General features: G+C 75.2%; 14 protein-coding genes, 1 tRNA gene and 2 pseudogenes. 10 read left to right on the forward strand and 7 right to left on the reverse strand.

The genetic code is table 11. The features are described 5' to 3' along the window. Window positions 1–1,540: 1,540 nt before the first annotated feature. From GTY84_RS25730 to GTY84_RS25755, 7 genes are all read left to right on the forward strand, one after another. Window positions 1,541–2,083 (forward strand): hypothetical protein, encoded by a 543-nt coding sequence (locus GTY84_RS25730; RefSeq protein ID WP_161228787.1) that lies wholly within the window; start codon window positions 1,541–1,543, stop codon window positions 2,081–2,083. 59 nt (window positions 2,084–2,142) lie between these two features. Next, window positions 2,143–2,574, forward strand: a complete 432-nt coding sequence (tadA, locus tag GTY84_RS25735; protein WP_237532660.1) for a tRNA adenosine(34) deaminase TadA — start codon at window positions 2,143–2,145, stop codon at window positions 2,572–2,574. Window positions 2,575–2,811: 237 nt separating this feature from the next. Beyond that, window positions 2,812–2,896 (forward strand) — tRNA-Ser (locus GTY84_RS25740). Between the two features lie 93 nt (window positions 2,897–2,989). Further along, complete coding sequence (locus tag GTY84_RS33170) at window positions 2,990–3,166, forward strand: hypothetical protein (protein WP_202551745.1); 177 nt, start codon at window positions 2,990–2,992, stop codon at window positions 3,164–3,166. Then, complete coding sequence (locus GTY84_RS25745; RefSeq protein ID WP_161228789.1) at window positions 3,166–3,459, forward strand: Dabb family protein; 294 nt, start codon at window positions 3,166–3,168, stop codon at window positions 3,457–3,459. Before GTY84_RS33170 ends, GTY84_RS25745 begins: the two co-directional genes overlap by 1 nt. A 341-nt stretch (window positions 3,460–3,800) precedes the next feature. Next, window positions 3,801–4,688, forward strand: a complete 888-nt coding sequence (locus tag GTY84_RS25750; protein WP_161228790.1) for an RNA polymerase sigma factor SigF — start codon at window positions 3,801–3,803, stop codon at window positions 4,686–4,688. Window positions 4,689–4,956: 268 nt separating this feature from the next. Further along, entirely contained in the window at window positions 4,957–5,877 is a 921-nt protein-coding gene (locus tag GTY84_RS25755) for an RNA polymerase sigma factor SigF (protein WP_161228775.1), read from the forward strand. Window positions 5,878–6,102: 225 nt separating this feature from the next. Here GTY84_RS25755 and GTY84_RS25760 read toward each other — a convergent pair whose 3' ends face one another. Beyond that, complete coding sequence (locus tag GTY84_RS25760) at window positions 6,103–6,303, reverse strand: hypothetical protein (protein ID WP_161228776.1); 201 nt, start codon at window positions 6,301–6,303, stop codon at window positions 6,103–6,105. Window positions 6,304–6,512: 209 nt separating this feature from the next. Here GTY84_RS25760 and GTY84_RS25765 point away from each other — a divergent pair, with 209 nt between their 5' ends. Together GTY84_RS25765 and GTY84_RS25770 are read left to right on the forward strand one after the other, a co-directional pair. Then, complete coding sequence (locus GTY84_RS25765; protein WP_161228777.1) at window positions 6,513–7,013, forward strand: MarR family transcriptional regulator; 501 nt, start codon at window positions 6,513–6,515, stop codon at window positions 7,011–7,013. A 9-nt stretch (window positions 7,014–7,022) separates the two neighbouring features. Further along, window positions 7,023–8,615: pseudogene (locus GTY84_RS25770) on the forward strand (MDR family MFS transporter); the annotation flags it as partial. 472 nt (window positions 8,616–9,087) lie between these two features. Here GTY84_RS25770 and GTY84_RS25775 read toward each other — a convergent pair. Further along, window positions 9,088–9,798: a GAF and ANTAR domain-containing protein gene (locus tag GTY84_RS25775; protein WP_161228778.1), complete on the reverse strand. Its 711-nt coding sequence runs from the start codon at window positions 9,796–9,798 to the stop codon at window positions 9,088–9,090. 18 nt (window positions 9,799–9,816) lie between these two features. Then, window positions 9,817–10,584 (reverse strand): GAF and ANTAR domain-containing protein, encoded by a 768-nt coding sequence (locus tag GTY84_RS25780; RefSeq protein ID WP_161228791.1) that lies wholly within the window; start codon window positions 10,582–10,584, stop codon window positions 9,817–9,819. 166 nt (window positions 10,585–10,750) lie between these two features. On the opposite strand from GTY84_RS25780, the gene GTY84_RS25785 reads away from it, so the two are divergent. Next, window positions 10,751–11,353, forward strand: a complete 603-nt coding sequence (locus tag GTY84_RS25785; protein WP_202551736.1) for a PPOX class F420-dependent oxidoreductase — start codon at window positions 10,751–10,753, stop codon at window positions 11,351–11,353. Between the two features lie 20 nt (window positions 11,354–11,373). Here GTY84_RS25785 and GTY84_RS25790 read toward each other — a convergent pair whose 3' ends face one another. The 4 genes and pseudogenes from GTY84_RS25790 to GTY84_RS25805 all read right to left on the reverse strand — a co-directional run. After that, a complete protein-coding gene (locus GTY84_RS25790; RefSeq protein WP_161228779.1) occupies window positions 11,374–12,207 on the reverse strand; it encodes a TetR/AcrR family transcriptional regulator C-terminal domain-containing protein in 834 nt (277 codons plus the stop codon). A 118-nt stretch (window positions 12,208–12,325) separates the two neighbouring features. Continuing rightward, window positions 12,326–14,497, reverse strand: a complete 2,172-nt coding sequence (locus GTY84_RS25795; protein WP_345943528.1) for a glycosyltransferase family 39 protein — start codon at window positions 14,495–14,497, stop codon at window positions 12,326–12,328. A 173-nt stretch (window positions 14,498–14,670) separates the two neighbouring features. Continuing rightward, window positions 14,671–15,966 carry a bifunctional glycosyltransferase family 2/GtrA family protein gene (locus GTY84_RS25800; protein ID WP_161228781.1) on the reverse strand — a complete coding sequence of 432 codons (1,296 nt, stop codon included), beginning with the start codon at window positions 15,964–15,966 and terminating at the stop codon, window positions 14,671–14,673. Between the two features lie 242 nt (window positions 15,967–16,208). Then, window positions 16,209–16,423 (reverse strand): annotated as a pseudogene (locus GTY84_RS25805) (hypothetical protein); the annotation flags it as partial.

Consider the following 16,423-nt stretch of genomic DNA (forward strand, 5'->3'; position numbering starts at 1 on the left):
CGGCCACCCGGAACGCCGCGGGGCCCTCCGGGAATGGCAGTACCGGGAGCGGCGGTACCGGGACCGCGGGCCGGTCGGGAGCACCCGCCCCCCGGTGGCGCGGCACGGGCCGCGCGACACCCAGCGGCCCCCCGGCGGCGGCAGGGACCACGGACAGCACGGACGTCCCCCGGACCGACCGCACCCCGACGGCACGGCGGGACGGCGCGGCGCCCCGACGCCGGAACGGCACGGGCACTGCGACACCCGACGGCACCCCGGCCCCGGCACCGGCACCAGTCGACACGGACACACCCCGGGCCGACCGAACCCCGACGGCACAGCGGAACGGCGCGGCACCCCGACGCCGGAACGGCACGGACGGCACGGACGGCACGGACGCCCCCGCGCCGGGCACGGTCCCGGCGGCGGCACCGGACGAGGACCCGGGCGGCCCGCGCGGCGGCGTGCTCGGGGCGCGCGGGGTGTCCCAGGTCTCCGGAGCCTCCGGTACGCCCGGGGACCCCGGCGTACCCGGTGCCCTCGGAACTCCCGGCGCTCCCCCCGCTCCCGGCATCCCCGACACACCTCGCGCTCCCGACGCTCCCGGAACCTCCGACACACCCCCCGTTCCCGGCGCTCCCACGGGAGCCGGTGGCTCCGGGGCGTCCCGTGAGGACGGGGCGGACGACGCGGCGGGGGCCGACGCCGAGCGCCGTCGGCGGCGCGCCCAGTTCCTCCGCGAACTCGCCGAGGCCCGCGCCCTGCGCGACCGCGTCCAGCCCCGCCGTGCCAAGGCGGCCCGGCTGCGCCACGCCATGCGCATGCGCACGTTCCGCTGGTAGCGGACGGTCCAGGTCCAGCCCCGCCGCACGGCACAGCGCCCGGGGCCGTGCCACGGCCCCTCCCCTCGTACCGCCACGGATCCCGCCACGGGTACACGGACGAGCGTCTCGGTCCTCCGGGCCTTCCCCCGGTCTCCCGAGGACATACGGGCACCTCGCGCGTCCCTCGCGCCCCATGGCTCCGGTGCCCGTGACCCCCCGGCAGTACCGGGCACCCCGGCTCGCCCCGCCCCCGCACACTCCACGACTCAGCGAGCCCGCGGCACCGGCCGCGCCCCACGCCCGCCCCCGCGTCCCCGCCCCGCCCTCCCGCACGCGTCCCCCGGCACCGCCCGTCGCCCCGAAGGGCGGCCGGCCGCGCCCGCCCGGCCTCTCCGGGGCGCGGGCCCGGTGACCGGGTCCGGGCGTCGGACCGTCTCCCGGGGGAAGTACGGGCGGCGCGCCGGGCGCGGGGGAAGGGTGTGCGCGGGGGCGGAAGGGAATCCGCGTACGATCCGGTTCGTGGTGGTGGCGATGGTGCCGGGGGCATGTTCACCCGGCGCGTTTCCCGATCCACCGGCCGAAACTGACGGACACAGGGCGCCGAAGACGTCCCCTGTGGGCGCTGTTTCTGCCACGATTCCCCGTGGGCGGGGCTCAAGCACCGTCTCCCCGCCCGCACACCACCGCCGGGGGAACCCCCAGCCGGCACGCCTATGACCAGTGGGAGAGTCACGGTGTACTTCGCCGCACTGCTCGCGCGCACCGAAGACGGGTGGGAAGCGAGCGACACAGAGCTCGACGATGTGGAGAGCCTGTCGGATCTGGCCGATCTGGCCCGGGAAGCGTCCCCCGACGAGGACACGGTGCTCGTGCTGATCGAGCAGGAGGACGCGTGGTTCGGAGTCGTCCGTGTGGACGGCGAGGACGACCCGCGCATCTACGTGTCGGACGCCGCCGCCGCTGCCCGCAGCAGCTACGGCGAGATCCTGCTCACCGACGAACTGCTCGGCCGCGAGCCGGGTGACGGCGCCGACGACCTCGACGCCCTCGACCTCGACGGCACCGAGGACGGTGAACCCGACGACGGCGAGGACGCCGACGGCGGCACGTCCGGCGCCGCCGCCGACTCCGCCGTGCCGCACGGGCCCGTCGGCGACATCGAGATCCTCGACGACCTCGGCGTCAGCGAGAAGGAACTGCGCGTCATGTCCGGGGACGCCGTCGGCGAGATCGCCGAGGCCCTGGGCGCCCTGGAAGTCCTGGAGACCGTCCGCTGAGCACACCGAACGACACGGCGGGACCCGCCGACCCGGTGCGCGACCCCTGGCGGCCCGCGATGCGGCTCGCCCTGGCCGAGGCCGGGGCGGCCGCACTGGGCGGCGACGTCCCCGTGGGCGCCGTCGTCCTGGCCCCCGACCGCCGCACCGTCCTGGCGGCCGGGCACAACGAGCGTGAGGCCACCGGCGATCCCACGGCCCACGCCGAGGTCCTGGCGATCCGCAGGGCCGCCACCGCCCTGGGCGGCTGGCGGCTGACCGACTGCACCCTCGTCGTCACCCTCGAACCCTGCACGATGTGCGCGGGCGCCCTCGTCCAGTCCCGGGTGGACCGGGTCGTCTACGGCGCCCGGGACGAGAAGGCGGGCGCGGCCGGCTCCCTGTGGGACGTCGTCCGCGACCGCCGCCTCAACCACCGCCCCGAGGTGATCGAGGGCGTGCTCGCGGCGGAGTGCGCCACCCTGCTCACGGACTTCTTCCGGACCCGCTGACCGGCCCGCCGCCCAGCCGACGGCCCGGCCGGCCCCGACCGGTCGCCCGGCCCTCCGGACAGTTCTCCGGGCAGCCCGCCGGAACCCGCGCCGGGCCACCCGCGGACCCCGGTCCCGTACCCCACGTACCCCTCGGCGCCCGCCCCGCGGCACCCGCGGACCCGGCACCGGAACGCCCGTGGACCTCACCCCGGAACGATTTCTGACCATGCCCCGCCGTGCTGTAAGGTCTCTCTCGGTAGCGTGTCCGAGCGGCCGAAGGAGCTCGCCTCGAAAGCGAGTGTGGCGCAAGTCACCGAGGGTTCAAATCCCTCCGCTACCGCTTCGGAAGGGCCCCGTCGAAAGACGGGGCCCTTCGTGCGATCATGTCCCGCAGTCGCGTATCGACGGTACGACGGGGACAGGGGAGGCCGCGGTGACGGTGCACGCGAAGAAGATCGCCGTCTATGTGCTCGTGGTCTTCGTGCTGTACATCATCATCACGGACCCCGCCAAGGCGGCCGACTACGTCCAGATAGGTTTCCAGGGCATCTCCGACGCCGCCGGCGCCATCGGTGACTTCATGACCTGGGCCGCCAACGGAGGAAAATGATGATCCGTCATCTCGTGCTGTTCAAGCTCAACGACGGCGTCGGCCGGGACGACCCCCGCGTCGTGGAGGGCGCCGAGGCCTTCCGGGCCCTGGGCGGCCGGATCGAGGAGCTGCGCTTCTGGGAGTGCGCCTGGAACATCAGCGACCGCCCCATCGCCTACGACTTCGCCATCAACTCCGCCGTGGACGACACCGACGCGCTGCGGCGCTACGTCGAGCACCCGGCGCACCAGGCGTGTGTCGCCCTCTGGCGCGAGTTCTCCACCTGGGTGATCGCCGACTACGAGGTCTGACCGGCGGGGCGCCCTTCCGCGCCCCGGTCGCCGCGCCCCCTCCCCGGCCCCGGGGCCCTCCACCGTCCCTTCACGGGCTCCCCGCGCCGCACGCGGGCACGCCCTCCCCGCGCCCCGCCGCGCCCCTTCCGCGCGCCCCCGAAGCGCCGCGCGCACCACGGTGCCGCGCGCCGGACGCACCCCCGCGCCACGCCCCGCGCGCGCCGTTCCGCACCCGCCCCACACCTCCAGTACGGGGCATTTTCCCGTTTGAGGATTATTCACCCCACAACACGGAGCTATACGGTGCTTGCACACAGTGCACATGTCTTGTGATGCTATGACCGCTTTTGACGGATGAGTTGACGGACAAGTCGACGGATCACGAGGTGGAGTTGACCGTGCCGGCCAGTACTGCGCCTCAAGCACCGCCCCAGGGGACGCCGTTCCGTGACGCGCCGGGCCGCGAGGCCGCGCCGCGGCGGAGCCGGGGCGCGGACACCAGGGCCCTGACCCAGGTGCTCTTCGGCCAGCTCAAGGGGCTGGAGCCGGGCTCCCGGGAGCACACCCGGGTGCGCGCGGCCCTCATCGAGGCCAACCTCCCCCTGGTGCGCTACGCCGCCGCCCGCTTCCGCTCCCGCAACGAGCCGATGGAGGACGTCGTCCAGGTCGGCACCATCGGCCTGATCAACGCCATCGACCGCTTCGACCCCGACCGGGGCGTGCAGTTCCCGACCTTCGCGATGCCGACGGTCGTCGGGGAGATCAAGCGGTACTTCCGCGACAACGTCCGCACCGTGCACGTGCCGCGGCGGCTGCACGAGCTGTGGGTGCAGGTCAACAGCGCCACCGAGGACCTGACCACCGCCTTCGGACGCACCCCGACCACCGCCGAGATCGCGGAGCGGCTGCGGATCGGCGAGGACGAGGTGCTGTCCTGCATCGAGGCGGGGCGGTCGTACCACGCCACCTCGCTGGAGGCCGCGCAGGAGGGCGACGGGCTGCCCGGGCTGCTGGACCGGCTCGGCTACGAGGACCCCGCGCTGGACGGCGTCGAACACCGCGACCTGGTGCGCCATCTGCTCGTCCAGCTCCCGGAGCGCGAGCAGCGCATCCTCCTGCTGCGCTACTACAGCAACCTCACCCAGTCGCAGATCAGCGCCGAGCTGGGCGTCTCCCAGATGCACGTCTCCCGGCTGCTGGCGCGCAGCTTCCAGCGGCTGCGGTCGGCGAACCGCATCGAGGCGTAATCGAAAGCCCGCGCCATCCCTCACCGGTGGGGGCGAATCACCGCACCCCGCCGCCACCCGCACAATCCAGCCGAAACACCGTCAGACCCCTTCATTCCAGGGCTCTTTCATGTCTCACATGTCGACATGTCGCTACAGCGCGTTGCCGACATGTGACATTCTGCCGGAAGCGCGTTTGCCGGGGCCGCGGTTCCGGTATTCAGGTGAAGGCTGCGTTCCCACCGTGGGACCGTACGCCGTGACCGTCCCGCGACCCAAAGGGGGTGGCATGTCCGCAGAACAGGGCAGCTCGAAGGTGCTCGCGCTCGCGGAGAGCGCGACCGCGCCCGACGCGCTCGACGCGCTCGGAGCCATCGACGACGTCCCGTCCCTCGACGCCGTGCCGGCCCAGGCCCTCCCGGCGGAGCAGACCGCCCCGCCGACGGGCGCCATCGACACCCGCACCCTGTCCCGCTCCCTGTTCCTGCGGCTCGCCGCGCTCGACGCGGACAGCCCCGAGCGCGTCTACGTCCGGGACACCCTGATCGAGCTGAACCTCCCGCTGGTGCGCTACGCCGCCGCCCGCTTCCGCTCGCGCAACGAGCCGATGGAGGACATCGTCCAGGTCGGCACCATCGGCCTGATCAAGGCGATCGACCGCTTCGACTGCGAGCGGGGCGTGGAGTTCCCGACCTTCGCGATGCCGACGGTCGTCGGGGAGATCAAGCGGTTCTTCCGGGACACCTCCTGGTCGGTGCGGGTGCCGCGGCGGCTCCAGGAGCTGCGCCTCGCCCTGACCAAGGCCAGCGACGAGCTGTCGCAGCGGCTGGACCGCTCCCCGACCGTCGCCGAACTGGCCGTCGCGCTGGGCGTGTCCGAGGACGACGTGGTCGACGGCCTCGCGGTCGGCAACGCCTACACCGCCTCCTCGCTCGACTCCCCCGCCCCGGAGGACGACGGCGGCGAGGGCTCGCTCGCGGACCGCCTCGGCTACGAGGACACGGCGCTGGAGGGCGTGGAGTACCGCGAGTCCCTCAAGCCCCTGCTGGCCAAGCTGCCGCCCCGGGAGCGGCGGATCATCATGCTGCGCTTCTTCGCCAACATGACCCAGTCGCAGATCGGCGAGGAGGTCGGCATCTCCCAGATGCACGTCTCCCGGCTGCTCACCCGCACCCTCTCGCAGCTCCGCGAGGGACTCATCTCCGACTGACCCGACCGTCGGGCCCCGCGCCGCACCGCGCCGGGGCCCGCGTCGGCGCACCCCGGCCGGGCGCGTCGCGGCCGGGCACGTCGCCCACGCCCCGCCGGTCCGCGCTCCGCGCCCGGCGCCGCGCAGCCCCCACGCCCCGGGCAGCCCCGCCGGGCAGCCCCGCCGGGCAGCACGACGGCCGCCGCCGCCCCGTGGGGCACGCGGCGGTCGCCGGAAGGGTTCCGTCTACTTCAGCGCCAGCCAGGCCACCGCCGCCACGACGACCACCGCGGCCACGATGCCGAGGATCACGCCGACACGGGGGCCGGAGGAGCCGGTCTGCGCCTGCTGGGGGGTCCGCGGACCGCCCTCGTCGACGAACGCGCGGAACATCTGGGTGCTGCCTGCGGGGTCGTAATTGCCCTGGGGGCCCTGGTTGTTCGCCATGGCCCGAGACACTAGCGAATCCGCCGGGAGTGCCCAAGCTCGGGCCCCGGCCCCGGCCACCCCGGACACACCGTCCCCCACCAGGGCGTTTACATCGGCAATACCTGCCTTTGCCGACTTTTGACGACAGAAGCCCCCTCTTTTGTTTGCCTGTAGCAACCATCGGCTCCTATGGTTGCCCTAAGCAACAAACGCAGGAGGTGCGCGCCATGGCCGGCCGGGCGCGGTACGAGGAACTGATCCGTCAGCTCAGCGCCTTCGGCGCCGTGAAGCGCGAGATGAGCCGGGTGATGCCGGCCGAGTGCCCCGGCGGCTCCGGCGCCGTGCTGGCCCTGCTCGGCCGCCACGGCGACATGCGGATGAGCAGGCTGGCGGAGCTGCTCGCCGTGGACATGTCGGTGACCAGCCGCCATGTCGCCCACAGCGCCGAGCGGGGGTGGGTCGAACGGTCCCCCGACCCGGCCGACAAGCGCTCGCGCATCCTGCGGCTGACCCCCGCGGGCCGGGCCCAGCTCGACGAGCTGTTCGAACGGACGACCCGGCTGCTGGCCGACCGCCTGAGCGACTGGACCGACGACGAGGTCGGTCAGCTCACCCTCCTGATGACCAGGCTCCGGGCGAGCTTCGACGACTGCCGTCCCGCGCAGTCCCGGCCCCCCGCACCACCCGCGGACGGCCGGGCCACCCGTACACCGATCACCACGAAGTAAAGGAAGTCCATGGCAACGACCACACCAGCCGGTGTGCGGGCTCATGCCGAGCACGGGGGAGGCTCCGCCGGAGACGCTCCGATGTCGCACCGGCAGATCATGGAGGCGCTGTCCGGGCTGCTGCTCGGCATGTTCTGCGCCATCCTGTCCTCGACCATCGTCACCAACGCCCTGCCCGAGATCGTCTCGGACCTCGGCGGCGGCCAGAGCGCCTACACCTGGGTCGTCACCGCCTCGCTGCTGACGATGACCGCCTCCACCCCGCTCTGGGGCAAGCTCGCCGACCTGGTCAGCAAGAAGGCCCTGGTCCAGATAGCCCTCTGCGTCTTCGTCCTCGGCTCCGTCGTGGCCGGTCTGTCGCAGAACTCCGGCATGCTGATCGGCGCCCGCGCCATCCAGGGCCTCGGCGCCGGCGGTCTGGCCGCCCTGGCGCAGATCATCATGGCCGCGATGATCTCCCCGCGCGAGCGGGGCCGCTACTCCGGCTACCTCGGCGCGACCTTCGCCGTCGCCACCGTCGGCGGCCCGCTGCTCGGCGGCGTCATCACCGACACGAGCTGGCTCGGCTGGCGCTGGTGCCTCTACGTCGGCGTGCCCTTCGCGATCATCGCCCTCGTCGTGCTGCAGAAGACCCTCCACCTGCCGGTCACCCGGCGCGCGGTCAAGGTCGACTGGGCGGGTGCCTTCTTCGTCACCGCCGCCGTCTCGCTGCTGCTGGTCTGGGTGACCTTCGCCGACGACAAGTACGCCTGGATGTCCTGGCAGACCGGTGCGATGGTCGGCGGTTCGCTCCTGCTCACCCTGGTCTTCCTCCTGGTCGAGACCCGCGCCGCGGAGCCGATCATCCCGCTGCGGCTGTTCCGCAACCGCACCATCACCCTGGCCTCGCTCGCCTCGCTGTTCGTCGGCATCGCGATGTTCGCCGGGACCGTCTACTTCAGCCAGTACTTCCAGCTCGCCCGGGACAAGTCGCCGACCATGTCGGGCGTCATGACCATCCCGATGATCGGCGGCCTCTTCGTCTCCTCCACCGTCTCCGGTGTGATCATCACCCGGACCGGCCGGTGGAAGGGCTGGCTGCTGGCCGGCGGCGTCCTGCTCACCGCGGGCCTCGGCCTGCTGAGCGGCCTGCGCTACGACACCCCGTACTGGCACATCGGCGTCTTCATGGCGCTGATGGGCCTCGGCGTCGGCATGATGATGCAGAACCTCGTGCTCTGCACCCAGAACCAGGTGGCCCCGGAGGACCTGGGCGCCGCCTCCTCCGTGGTGACCTTCTTCCGGTCCCTCGGCGGCGCGGTCGGCGTCTCCGTGCTCGGCTCGGTCATGGCCGGCCGGATCAGCGGCTACGCCAAGGACACCATCGGGCAGCTCAGCCCCGAGGACCAGGCCGCCGCCGCCCGGGCCGCCGGCAGCGGCACCATCCCCGACATGGACCTGCTGCCCCCGCCCATCCGCACCTGGCTGGAGAGCGCCTACGGGCACGGCATCGCCGACATCTTCCTGTACGTGGCGCCGGTCGCCGCCCTCGGCTTCGTCGTGACGCTGTTCATCAAGGAGGTCCCGCTGCGCACCACGGGCGCCCTCGCCCAGGCCGCCCAGGCCGCGGCGGAGGGCTCCGCCCCCGGGGCGCCGGTCCCGGCCGGGGCCGTGCGGGCCGCCGAACGGACCGCTGGGGGCGCGCCCTCGGCCACCGCCGCCGAGGGGGCCGCGGACGGCAGCGACACGCCGGACGCGCACTCGGCCGCGGGCTCCCGCTCGGCCACGGGCGCCGACGGGGCGTCGGGCTAGGGTCGTTCGTTCGGATCGGGCCGGACCCCGCGAGCCCGGCATGGTCCACACGAGAGGCCCCAGCGGCCTCGCCACGGAACACCCGCCGCCGCCCCCGAGGGCGGCGGCGGACCCGTACCGTCCGGAAAGCCGGTCCCGGCGGTGCGACCGTCAGAAGGGCCGGTCCTGGCGGTGCAGACCGTCCGGAGGGACCGGTCCCGGCGGTGCGGGCCGTCCGGAGGGCCCGGACCCGGCGGTGCAGACCGTCCGGAGGAACCGGACCCGGCGGTGCGGGCCGCCGGAGTCAGTGTCGGCGGTGCGGGCCGCCGGAGGAGGTCCGGGCCACCAGCTCGCCGCACAGGTCGCGCAGCTTGGTGTTGGAGTGCTGCGAGGCCCGGCGCAGCCGCTCCATGGCCCGGTCGGCGTCGACCCGCTCCCGGGCCATGACGATGCCCACCGCCTGGTCGATCACGCTGCGGGAGAGCAGCGCGGTGCGGGCGTCCGCCGCGGAGGAGCGGCAGCCCTCGATGCGCAGCGTCTCGTTGACCGCGTGGGCGGCCCGGGACGCGAAGACCCGGGCCGCCTCCTGCCCGCCGCCGAGCGAACCGGGAGCGGTGCCGTAGAAGTTGAGCGCCGCGCCCGCGCCGCCCTCCACCGGCAGCGGCAACGCCAGCACGCAGCGCACCCCGGTGCCCAGCGCGTAGCGCGTGTAGTCCGGCCAGCGCGTCTCGGTCCTCAGGTCGGGGGCGTACTGGGCGTGTCCGGTCAGGGCTGCGTCGACGCAGGGCCCCGAGCCGTTCTCGTACTGCCGCAGGTCCAGGCCGGCGGGAAGGCCGGAGCTGCCCGCCAGGGTCAGCAGCCGGTCGGCGCGGCGCACGGTGACCGAGCAGGCGGCGGCGCCGGGCACCTCGCGCACCGCGCGGTCGGTCAGGTCCCGCAGCAGGGGGTCGAGGCCCTGCCCGCGCGCCAACGCCTGGTCGAGCGTCTCCGGGTTCTCAGGGGTCGAAGTGGTCATGGCCCTACGGATATCCGCTCAGCGCTCGTTGACGCCCCGGCCCCCGGCGACGGGGCCGGGCGGGCCGACGATCCGCCGGGCCAGGTCGCGGAGTTTGACGTTCTCCCGCTGGGACGCCTTCACCAGGGACTCGAAGGCACCGGCCGCGTCGATGTCCAGGCGCTCCATGAGGATGCCGGTGGCCTGGCCGATCAGGTCCCGGGTGCGCATGGCCTCGGTGAGCTGCTCGCGCACGGTCGCGGAGTCCAGGGCGAGGCTGACGTGCGCGGTGAACAGCCGCCCGATCCGGGTGGCGTCGTCGTCGAAGGCGCGCGGCTTGCGGGCGTACGCCGTCAGGACGGTCAGGCGGCGCTTGTCGGCGCGCAGCCGCAGGGCGAGGACCGAGCGCAGCCCGAGGCCCGCCAGGGCCCCGCCGTCGCCGTCGGCCGCGCTGTCCTCGATCCGCACCACGGGCGCGGTCCACAGCCGGTCCCAGTCGGCGGGGTGCCAGTCGGCGGGGTGCCGTTCGGCGCCGGGCCGGGACTCGCCCGTGAACCGCACGAGATCGTCGGTCCAGGCGAGGGTGCGCAACCGTCTCCCGTGGTCGATCTCCAGGATGCCGGCATGGTCCGCCCCGGGCATCAGCCGCACGGCCAACTCGACCGCCGTGCGCAGGGTGTTGTCCGCGGTGCCGGTCTCGTGGAGCCGCCGGGCGGCGGCCGTCAGCGCCTCCGCCAGCTCGAAACCCACCGGAAAACGCGACAAATCATTGAATTCGGACGCAGCCACCACGAACCTCTTCGGCATGCGCGACCGCTCGGCCGCACGCAGGAGAGCTCCGCAGCACATTCCCGACTGCGAGCACAGGACGAACAGCACTCTAACTGCTCGGTTGCGCCGGGGTGACGCCCGGCCGACCGTCTCCGGGGCCGCTCCCCGCGCACCCGGGCGACCTGCCGGAGACGCCGCGCCCGTGCCGACGGCCCGGCCGCCCCGCGCCGACGGCGCGGCACTGCACACCGCGGCCAACACCCTTGTCCGGCAGGACGAGTCGCCGGACTCCGTCCGGCCCCGGCACCACGCGGTCCTGCTCACCCGGCGGTCCGGGCACGGCCCCCGGGGCTCGCCGCTGACCTGCGGGGTCGACGACGCGGGCCGCGTCGTGGCCGCCACCTGCCCCGAGCGGGCCGAGACGTGCGACGCCCACCGGGACGAGCGGGTCGCGCCGGTCGTCCTCGGCGACGGGCGGAACGGCCTCCGGGTCCGGATCGACGGCACGGCGGAGACCGTCGACGCGCCCGGCCCGTTCCGGCCGCCGGCGGAGTACTGCCGCGCCGTCGCCGGGGAGCGCCCCGACCGGGACGATTGCCGGCGGGCGCTGGTGGAGCGGGGCAGCTCCCTCATCCGGATCGCCCCCGGGCGCCGGGGCCCGGTCGCGACGGGGGCTTCCCGGCGCGGACGGCGGGGCGGGACCGACGGGGCGGGACGGGGGCGGCTCCTCTCAGGGGGCGGCTCCTCTCTCGGGGGCGACTCCTCTCCGAGGGCGGCTCCTCGCCCGGTACGGGTCCTCGCCTGAGGGCGGCCCGGTGCCGTGCGTCAGGCGGGATCGGCCAGCGCCTCGATGCCGGCGATGAGCAGGTCGAGGGCGTACTCGAAGTCGCGGTCCAGGCGGTCCGCGTCGGTGCCGTCGGAAACGTCGGTGCCATCGGTGCCGTCGGAAACGTCGGTGCCGTCAGGGCAGTCCGCGCCCGCGCCGTCCCCCGGGGCGTTGCCGGTGCCGCGGTCCCGCACCGACGTCGCGACCGGGGCGCCCCGGAGGCACGCGCCCGGGGCCGCACCGACGTCCGTCGGGTGATCCGTCGCGGGGTCCGCTTCGATGTCCGGCGCGCGGACGCGGCCCTCGAAGGCGCCGTACCCGTGCACGAACCGCAGGACGGCCGTCGTCGCCCCGCTCACCCCCCGCTCGGGCAGCCCGGCGCGGCGCACCACCCGCCGGACCGCCCGGGAGAACGCCCGGGCGTGGGGTCCGGGGGCGGGGTGCGCGCCGATCAGGCCGGGCAGCCAGGGGTGGCGGACCAGCATCGCGCGGTTCTCCCGGGCCAGCAGGCGCAGTTGGTCCCGCCAGTCCCCCTCGGTGTCCCCGTCGTCGGCGGGGAGACGCGGTTCACCGTGGACCGCGTCCAGGGCGAGGGCCAGGAGGTCGTCCTTGGTGTCGACGTACCAGTAGACGGACATCGCCGTGACGTCCAGTTCGGCCGCGAGGCGGCGCATGGAGAAGCCCGCCGGGCCCACGGCGTCCAGCAGCCGGACGGCGGCGGCCGTGATCCGCTCCCGGTCCAGCCCGGCCGGGCGTCCGGCGCCACGACCGGACCCGCGCGTTCCGTCGCCGGTGCCACCGGTTCGGGGCCCTTCCCGGTCCGCCCTCGCCATGCGCACCACTCCTCGGCCGATCGACCCGGGAACAGTCTCCTCCCCGCTCCCGGGTCCCGGCCACGGGGCACCCGGTGACCGGGGCCCGGGCGGGAGGCGGGCCGCGACGGGGCCGCCGTCAGGAGGAGCCGGTGGGCCGGGTCAGGTCGTAGAAGGTGGCGGAACCGGCCGTCACCTCCTCGAAGTTGGCCTCCACCCAGGCGGTGATCTCGGAGGCGGTGCCGTCGCCGCCGCGCATTCCGCCGCCCGCGCCCCCGGCGATGAAGTAGTGCACGCGCCCGTCGGCCACGTATCGCCGGAACTGCTCCAGGGTGGGTGAGGGGTCGGTGCCGTTGAAGCCTCCGACGGCCATGACCGGTGCGCCGGAGCCGAGTTGGTGGCTGGCCGCGTTCTGTGCGCCGACGGCCGCCGCGGCCCAGGTGTAGCGGTCGGCGTCGGCCCTCAGCAGTTCCACGGCCTCCTCGCCGACCCGGGCACCGTCCAGCAGACCGCCCATGCCACCACCGCCGCGCCGGGCGGAGTCCGCGCCGGAGCCACCGGTGGGCGGGGCCGCGCCGGGGGCCGTTCCCCCGGTGGGCGGTGCCTGCCCGGGGCTGGTTCCCCCGGTGGGCGGTGCCTGCCCGGCGCCGGGTGCGGAGCCGCCGCCCGGGGCGGTGCCGCCGCCTGTCCCGCCGCCGCCCGTGCCGTCCCCGGGGCCGGTGCCGTCGCCGCCCGGGGCGCCCCCTCCCGGGAACCCCCCGCCCCGGCCGAAGCCGCCCTGGCCACCGCCGCCCCCGGGGAAGCCGCCCTCCGCGGGCCCGCCCCCGGGGAAGCCGCCCCGTGCGCCGCCGGGTCCCTCGCTGCGCGGACCCGCCGTGACGATGGAGCCGGTGTGCGCCTGCCGCACGGTGCTGAGGGTGTGGGCCGTCGGTCCCGCCAGCGCGGCCGCCACGGCCAGCCCCGCCACCGCCACCGTGAGCCGCCGCCCCAGCCGCCCGGCGAACACGCACCCGAGGGCGGCCGTCAGCCCCCCGGCCAGGACCGCCCAGCGCAGCCAGGGCAGGTGGTCCGGGGTGCGGTGCAGCAGGACGTGCCCCCAGACCGCGGTCGCCGTGAGGGCCGCGGCGAGGGTGACGGCGGCCCGGGTCCGCCCGCGCCGCTCCCACAGCGCCGCCGCCCCCGTGCCGACGACGGCCGCGAGGTACGGGGCGAGGGCGACGGTGTAGTACTCGTGGAAGATGCCGGCCATCCAGCTGAAGACGGCGGCGGTCACCAGCAGCGAACCGCCCCAGACCAGCAGGGCGGAACGCGTCGGGTCCGTCCGGCCCGCCCTGCGGGTCGCGAGCAGGGCGCCCGCGAGCAGGATCAGCGCGGCCGGGAGCAGCCAGGAGATCTGGCCGCCGACCGCGGTGTCGAACATCCGGTACCAGCCGGTCCCGCCCCACCGCCCGCCGCCGGGCCCGCCGTCCCCGCCGACGCTGCCGGTCTCCTCGCCGTTGAGACGGCCGATCCCGTTGTAACCGAAGGTCAGCTCCAGGAAGCTGTTGTGCCGCGAGCCGCCCACGTACGGCCGGGAGGCTGCGGGCCACAGCTCCACCACCGCGACCCACCAGCCCCCGGAGACCACCAGCGCGGCCGTGGCCAGGCCCAGTTGGGCCAGCCGCCGCCGCGGACGCACCGGGGCGCGGAGGCCGTACACCAGGGCCAGGACGGGCAGGATCAGGAACGCCTGGAGGGTCTTGGTCAGGAAGGCGAGGCCGATCACGGCCCCCGCCCACACCAGCCACCGGGTCCGGCCGTCCTCCAGCGCGCGGACGACGAGGTAGCAGGCCAGGGACATCAGCAGCGCCAGCAGCGCGTCCGGGTTGTTGAAGCGGAACATCAGCGCCGCGACCGGCGTCAGCGCCAGCACCGCGCCCGCGAGCAGCCCCGCGGCGGGTCCGGACCGGCGGCGCACGGCCGCGTGCACGACGGCCACGGTGCCGACGCCCATCAGCGCCTCGGGGACGAGGATCTGCCAGGAGCCCAGTCCGAACAGCCGCACCGAAAGGGCCATCGGCCAGAGCGCGGCCGGGGGCTTGTCGACGGTGATGGCGTTGCCCGCGTCGAGCGAGCCGAAGAAGAACGCCTTCCAGGACTGGCCGCCCGCCTGGGCCGCCGCCGAGTAGAAGGAGTTGGCGTAGCCGGAGGCGCTCAGCCCGTGGAGGTAGAGCACGGCGGTGGCCAGCAGCAGCCCGGCCAGGGCGGGTCGCGCCCACCGGGGCGGCCGGGCCTTGGGCGGTGGGACCGGTGCGGGGGGCGCGGGGGTCACCGGGGGAGCGTGGTTCTCCGACGGGGGCCGGGGGGTGGGCGGGGCCTGCGGGGACGGGGTCCCCCGCCCGGACGGGGCCTCCCGCCCGGACGGGGCGTGCGGGGGCTCGGCCTCCGGCCGGGGCGGGACGAGGGGCCCGGGGACGGGTGTGCGGTCGTCGCCGGGGCGGGTCGTCATCGGCCCTCCCCCGGGAGCGCGCCACCGGGGGCCGCGGACGTGTCGGGGCCGGGCGGCGGTTCCGGGAAGACCCAGGCCCGCAGCAGCAGGAAGCGCAGCACGGTGGCCGCGAGGTTGGCGGCCACCAGCACCGCCAGTTCGGTGGAGTGCGCGGGGTGGTCCGCCGCCGTGTCCAGGGCGGCCAGCGAACCGCTGGTCAGGGCCAGGCCGATGGCGAACACCATCAGCCCCCGCGCCTGGTGCCGTACCGCACCGCCGCGGCCGCGCACCCCGAAGGTCAGCCGCCGGTTGGCGGCGGTGTTGGCGACGGCCGAGACCAGCAGCGCCAGCGCGTTGGCGGTCTGCGCCCCGGCGAACGGCCGGAAGCCGCTGTAGAGCAGCAGGTAGAAGAGGGTGGACAGGACGCCCACCGCGCAGAATCCGAGGAACTGCCGGGCGAGCCCCCGGGGCACCCCGGCCAGCTCGCGGTCGCGCGGGTCGTCGCCGAAGGGCCGGGCCAGCCGGTCCAGTGGCAGCGCGCCGGTGGCCAGCGCCCGGCCGACCCGGCACACCCCCCTGAGGTCGTCGGCAGCGGTGCGCACCACGCGCACGCTGGAGTCGGGATCGTCCACCCAGTCGACCGGCACCTCGTGGATGCGGCATCCGGCGCGCTCGGCGAGCACCAGCATCTCCGTGTCGAAGAACCAGCCGGTGTCCTCCACCAGCGGCAGCAGCGCGCCGGCCACGTCCCGGCGGATCGCCTTGAAGCCGCACTGGGCGTCGGAGAAGCGGGCGCGCAGCGACCCCCGCAGGATCAGGTTGTACGCCCGGGAGACGAACTCCCGCCGGGCACCGCGCACCACCCGGGCGCCCCGGGTCAGCCGGGAGCCGATCGCCAGGTCGGAGTGGCCGGAGATCAGCGGCGCGACCAGCGGCAGCAGGGCGTTCAGGTCCGTGGACAGGTCCACGTCCATGTAGGCGAGGACGGGGGCGTCGGAGGCCGACCAGACGGCGTGCAGCGCCCGGCCGCGCCCCTTGCGCTCCAGCCGTACGGAGCGGACCCCGGCGAGGCGCTCCGCGAGACCGGCGGCGACGCGCGGGGTGGAGTCGGTGGAGGCGTTGTCCGCGACGGTGATCCGGAAGGCGTAGGGGAAGGTACGGGTGAGGTGCTCGTGCAGCCGCAGGACGCACGGCGCCAGGTCCCGCTCCTCGTTGTGCACGGGGACCACCACGTCCAGGACCGGGGTTCCGGTCCCGGCGGCGGGGAGGTGCTCCCGCGCCGCCAGGGTGCCGGGGGAAGAGTCGGTTCGCATGCCCCGGAGCCTTCTCAACTCCCCTGTACCGGGGGTGTGGTGAGGCTGTGGACGGGCTGTGAGTCCGGGCGCGGGACCGGGAGGGAGGGGACCGGAGAGCACCGGGGCGGAGGGCGCGGGGCCGGTGCGCGGGGCGGAGGGCGCGGGACCGGAAGGGCGGGCAGGAGGGCGCGGGGCGCCGTACACCTGGACATCGCCGTCCAGCCTCACACCGCTCTACGCCCGCGCACCGCCGTCCCCCGTCACACCACCGTCCGCCCGCGCCCCGCCCGGCGATCACCGTCGTCGTAAGGCCCCGGAGCGCCGCACCGCCCCGGCCCCGCCTCCTCGTCGTCCCCCACCGTGTCCATGCCCGTATCCGCCTCCGCGCCCGTGTCCATGTCCGGGTCCGTCTCCGCGCCCGTGTCCATGTCCGGGTCCGTCTCCGCGCCCGTGTCCATGTCCGGGTCCGTCTCCG

This window comes from Streptomyces sp. SID8352, assembly GCF_009862265.1.
Classification (GTDB): Bacteria; Actinomycetota; Actinomycetes; order Streptomycetales; family Streptomycetaceae; genus Streptomyces.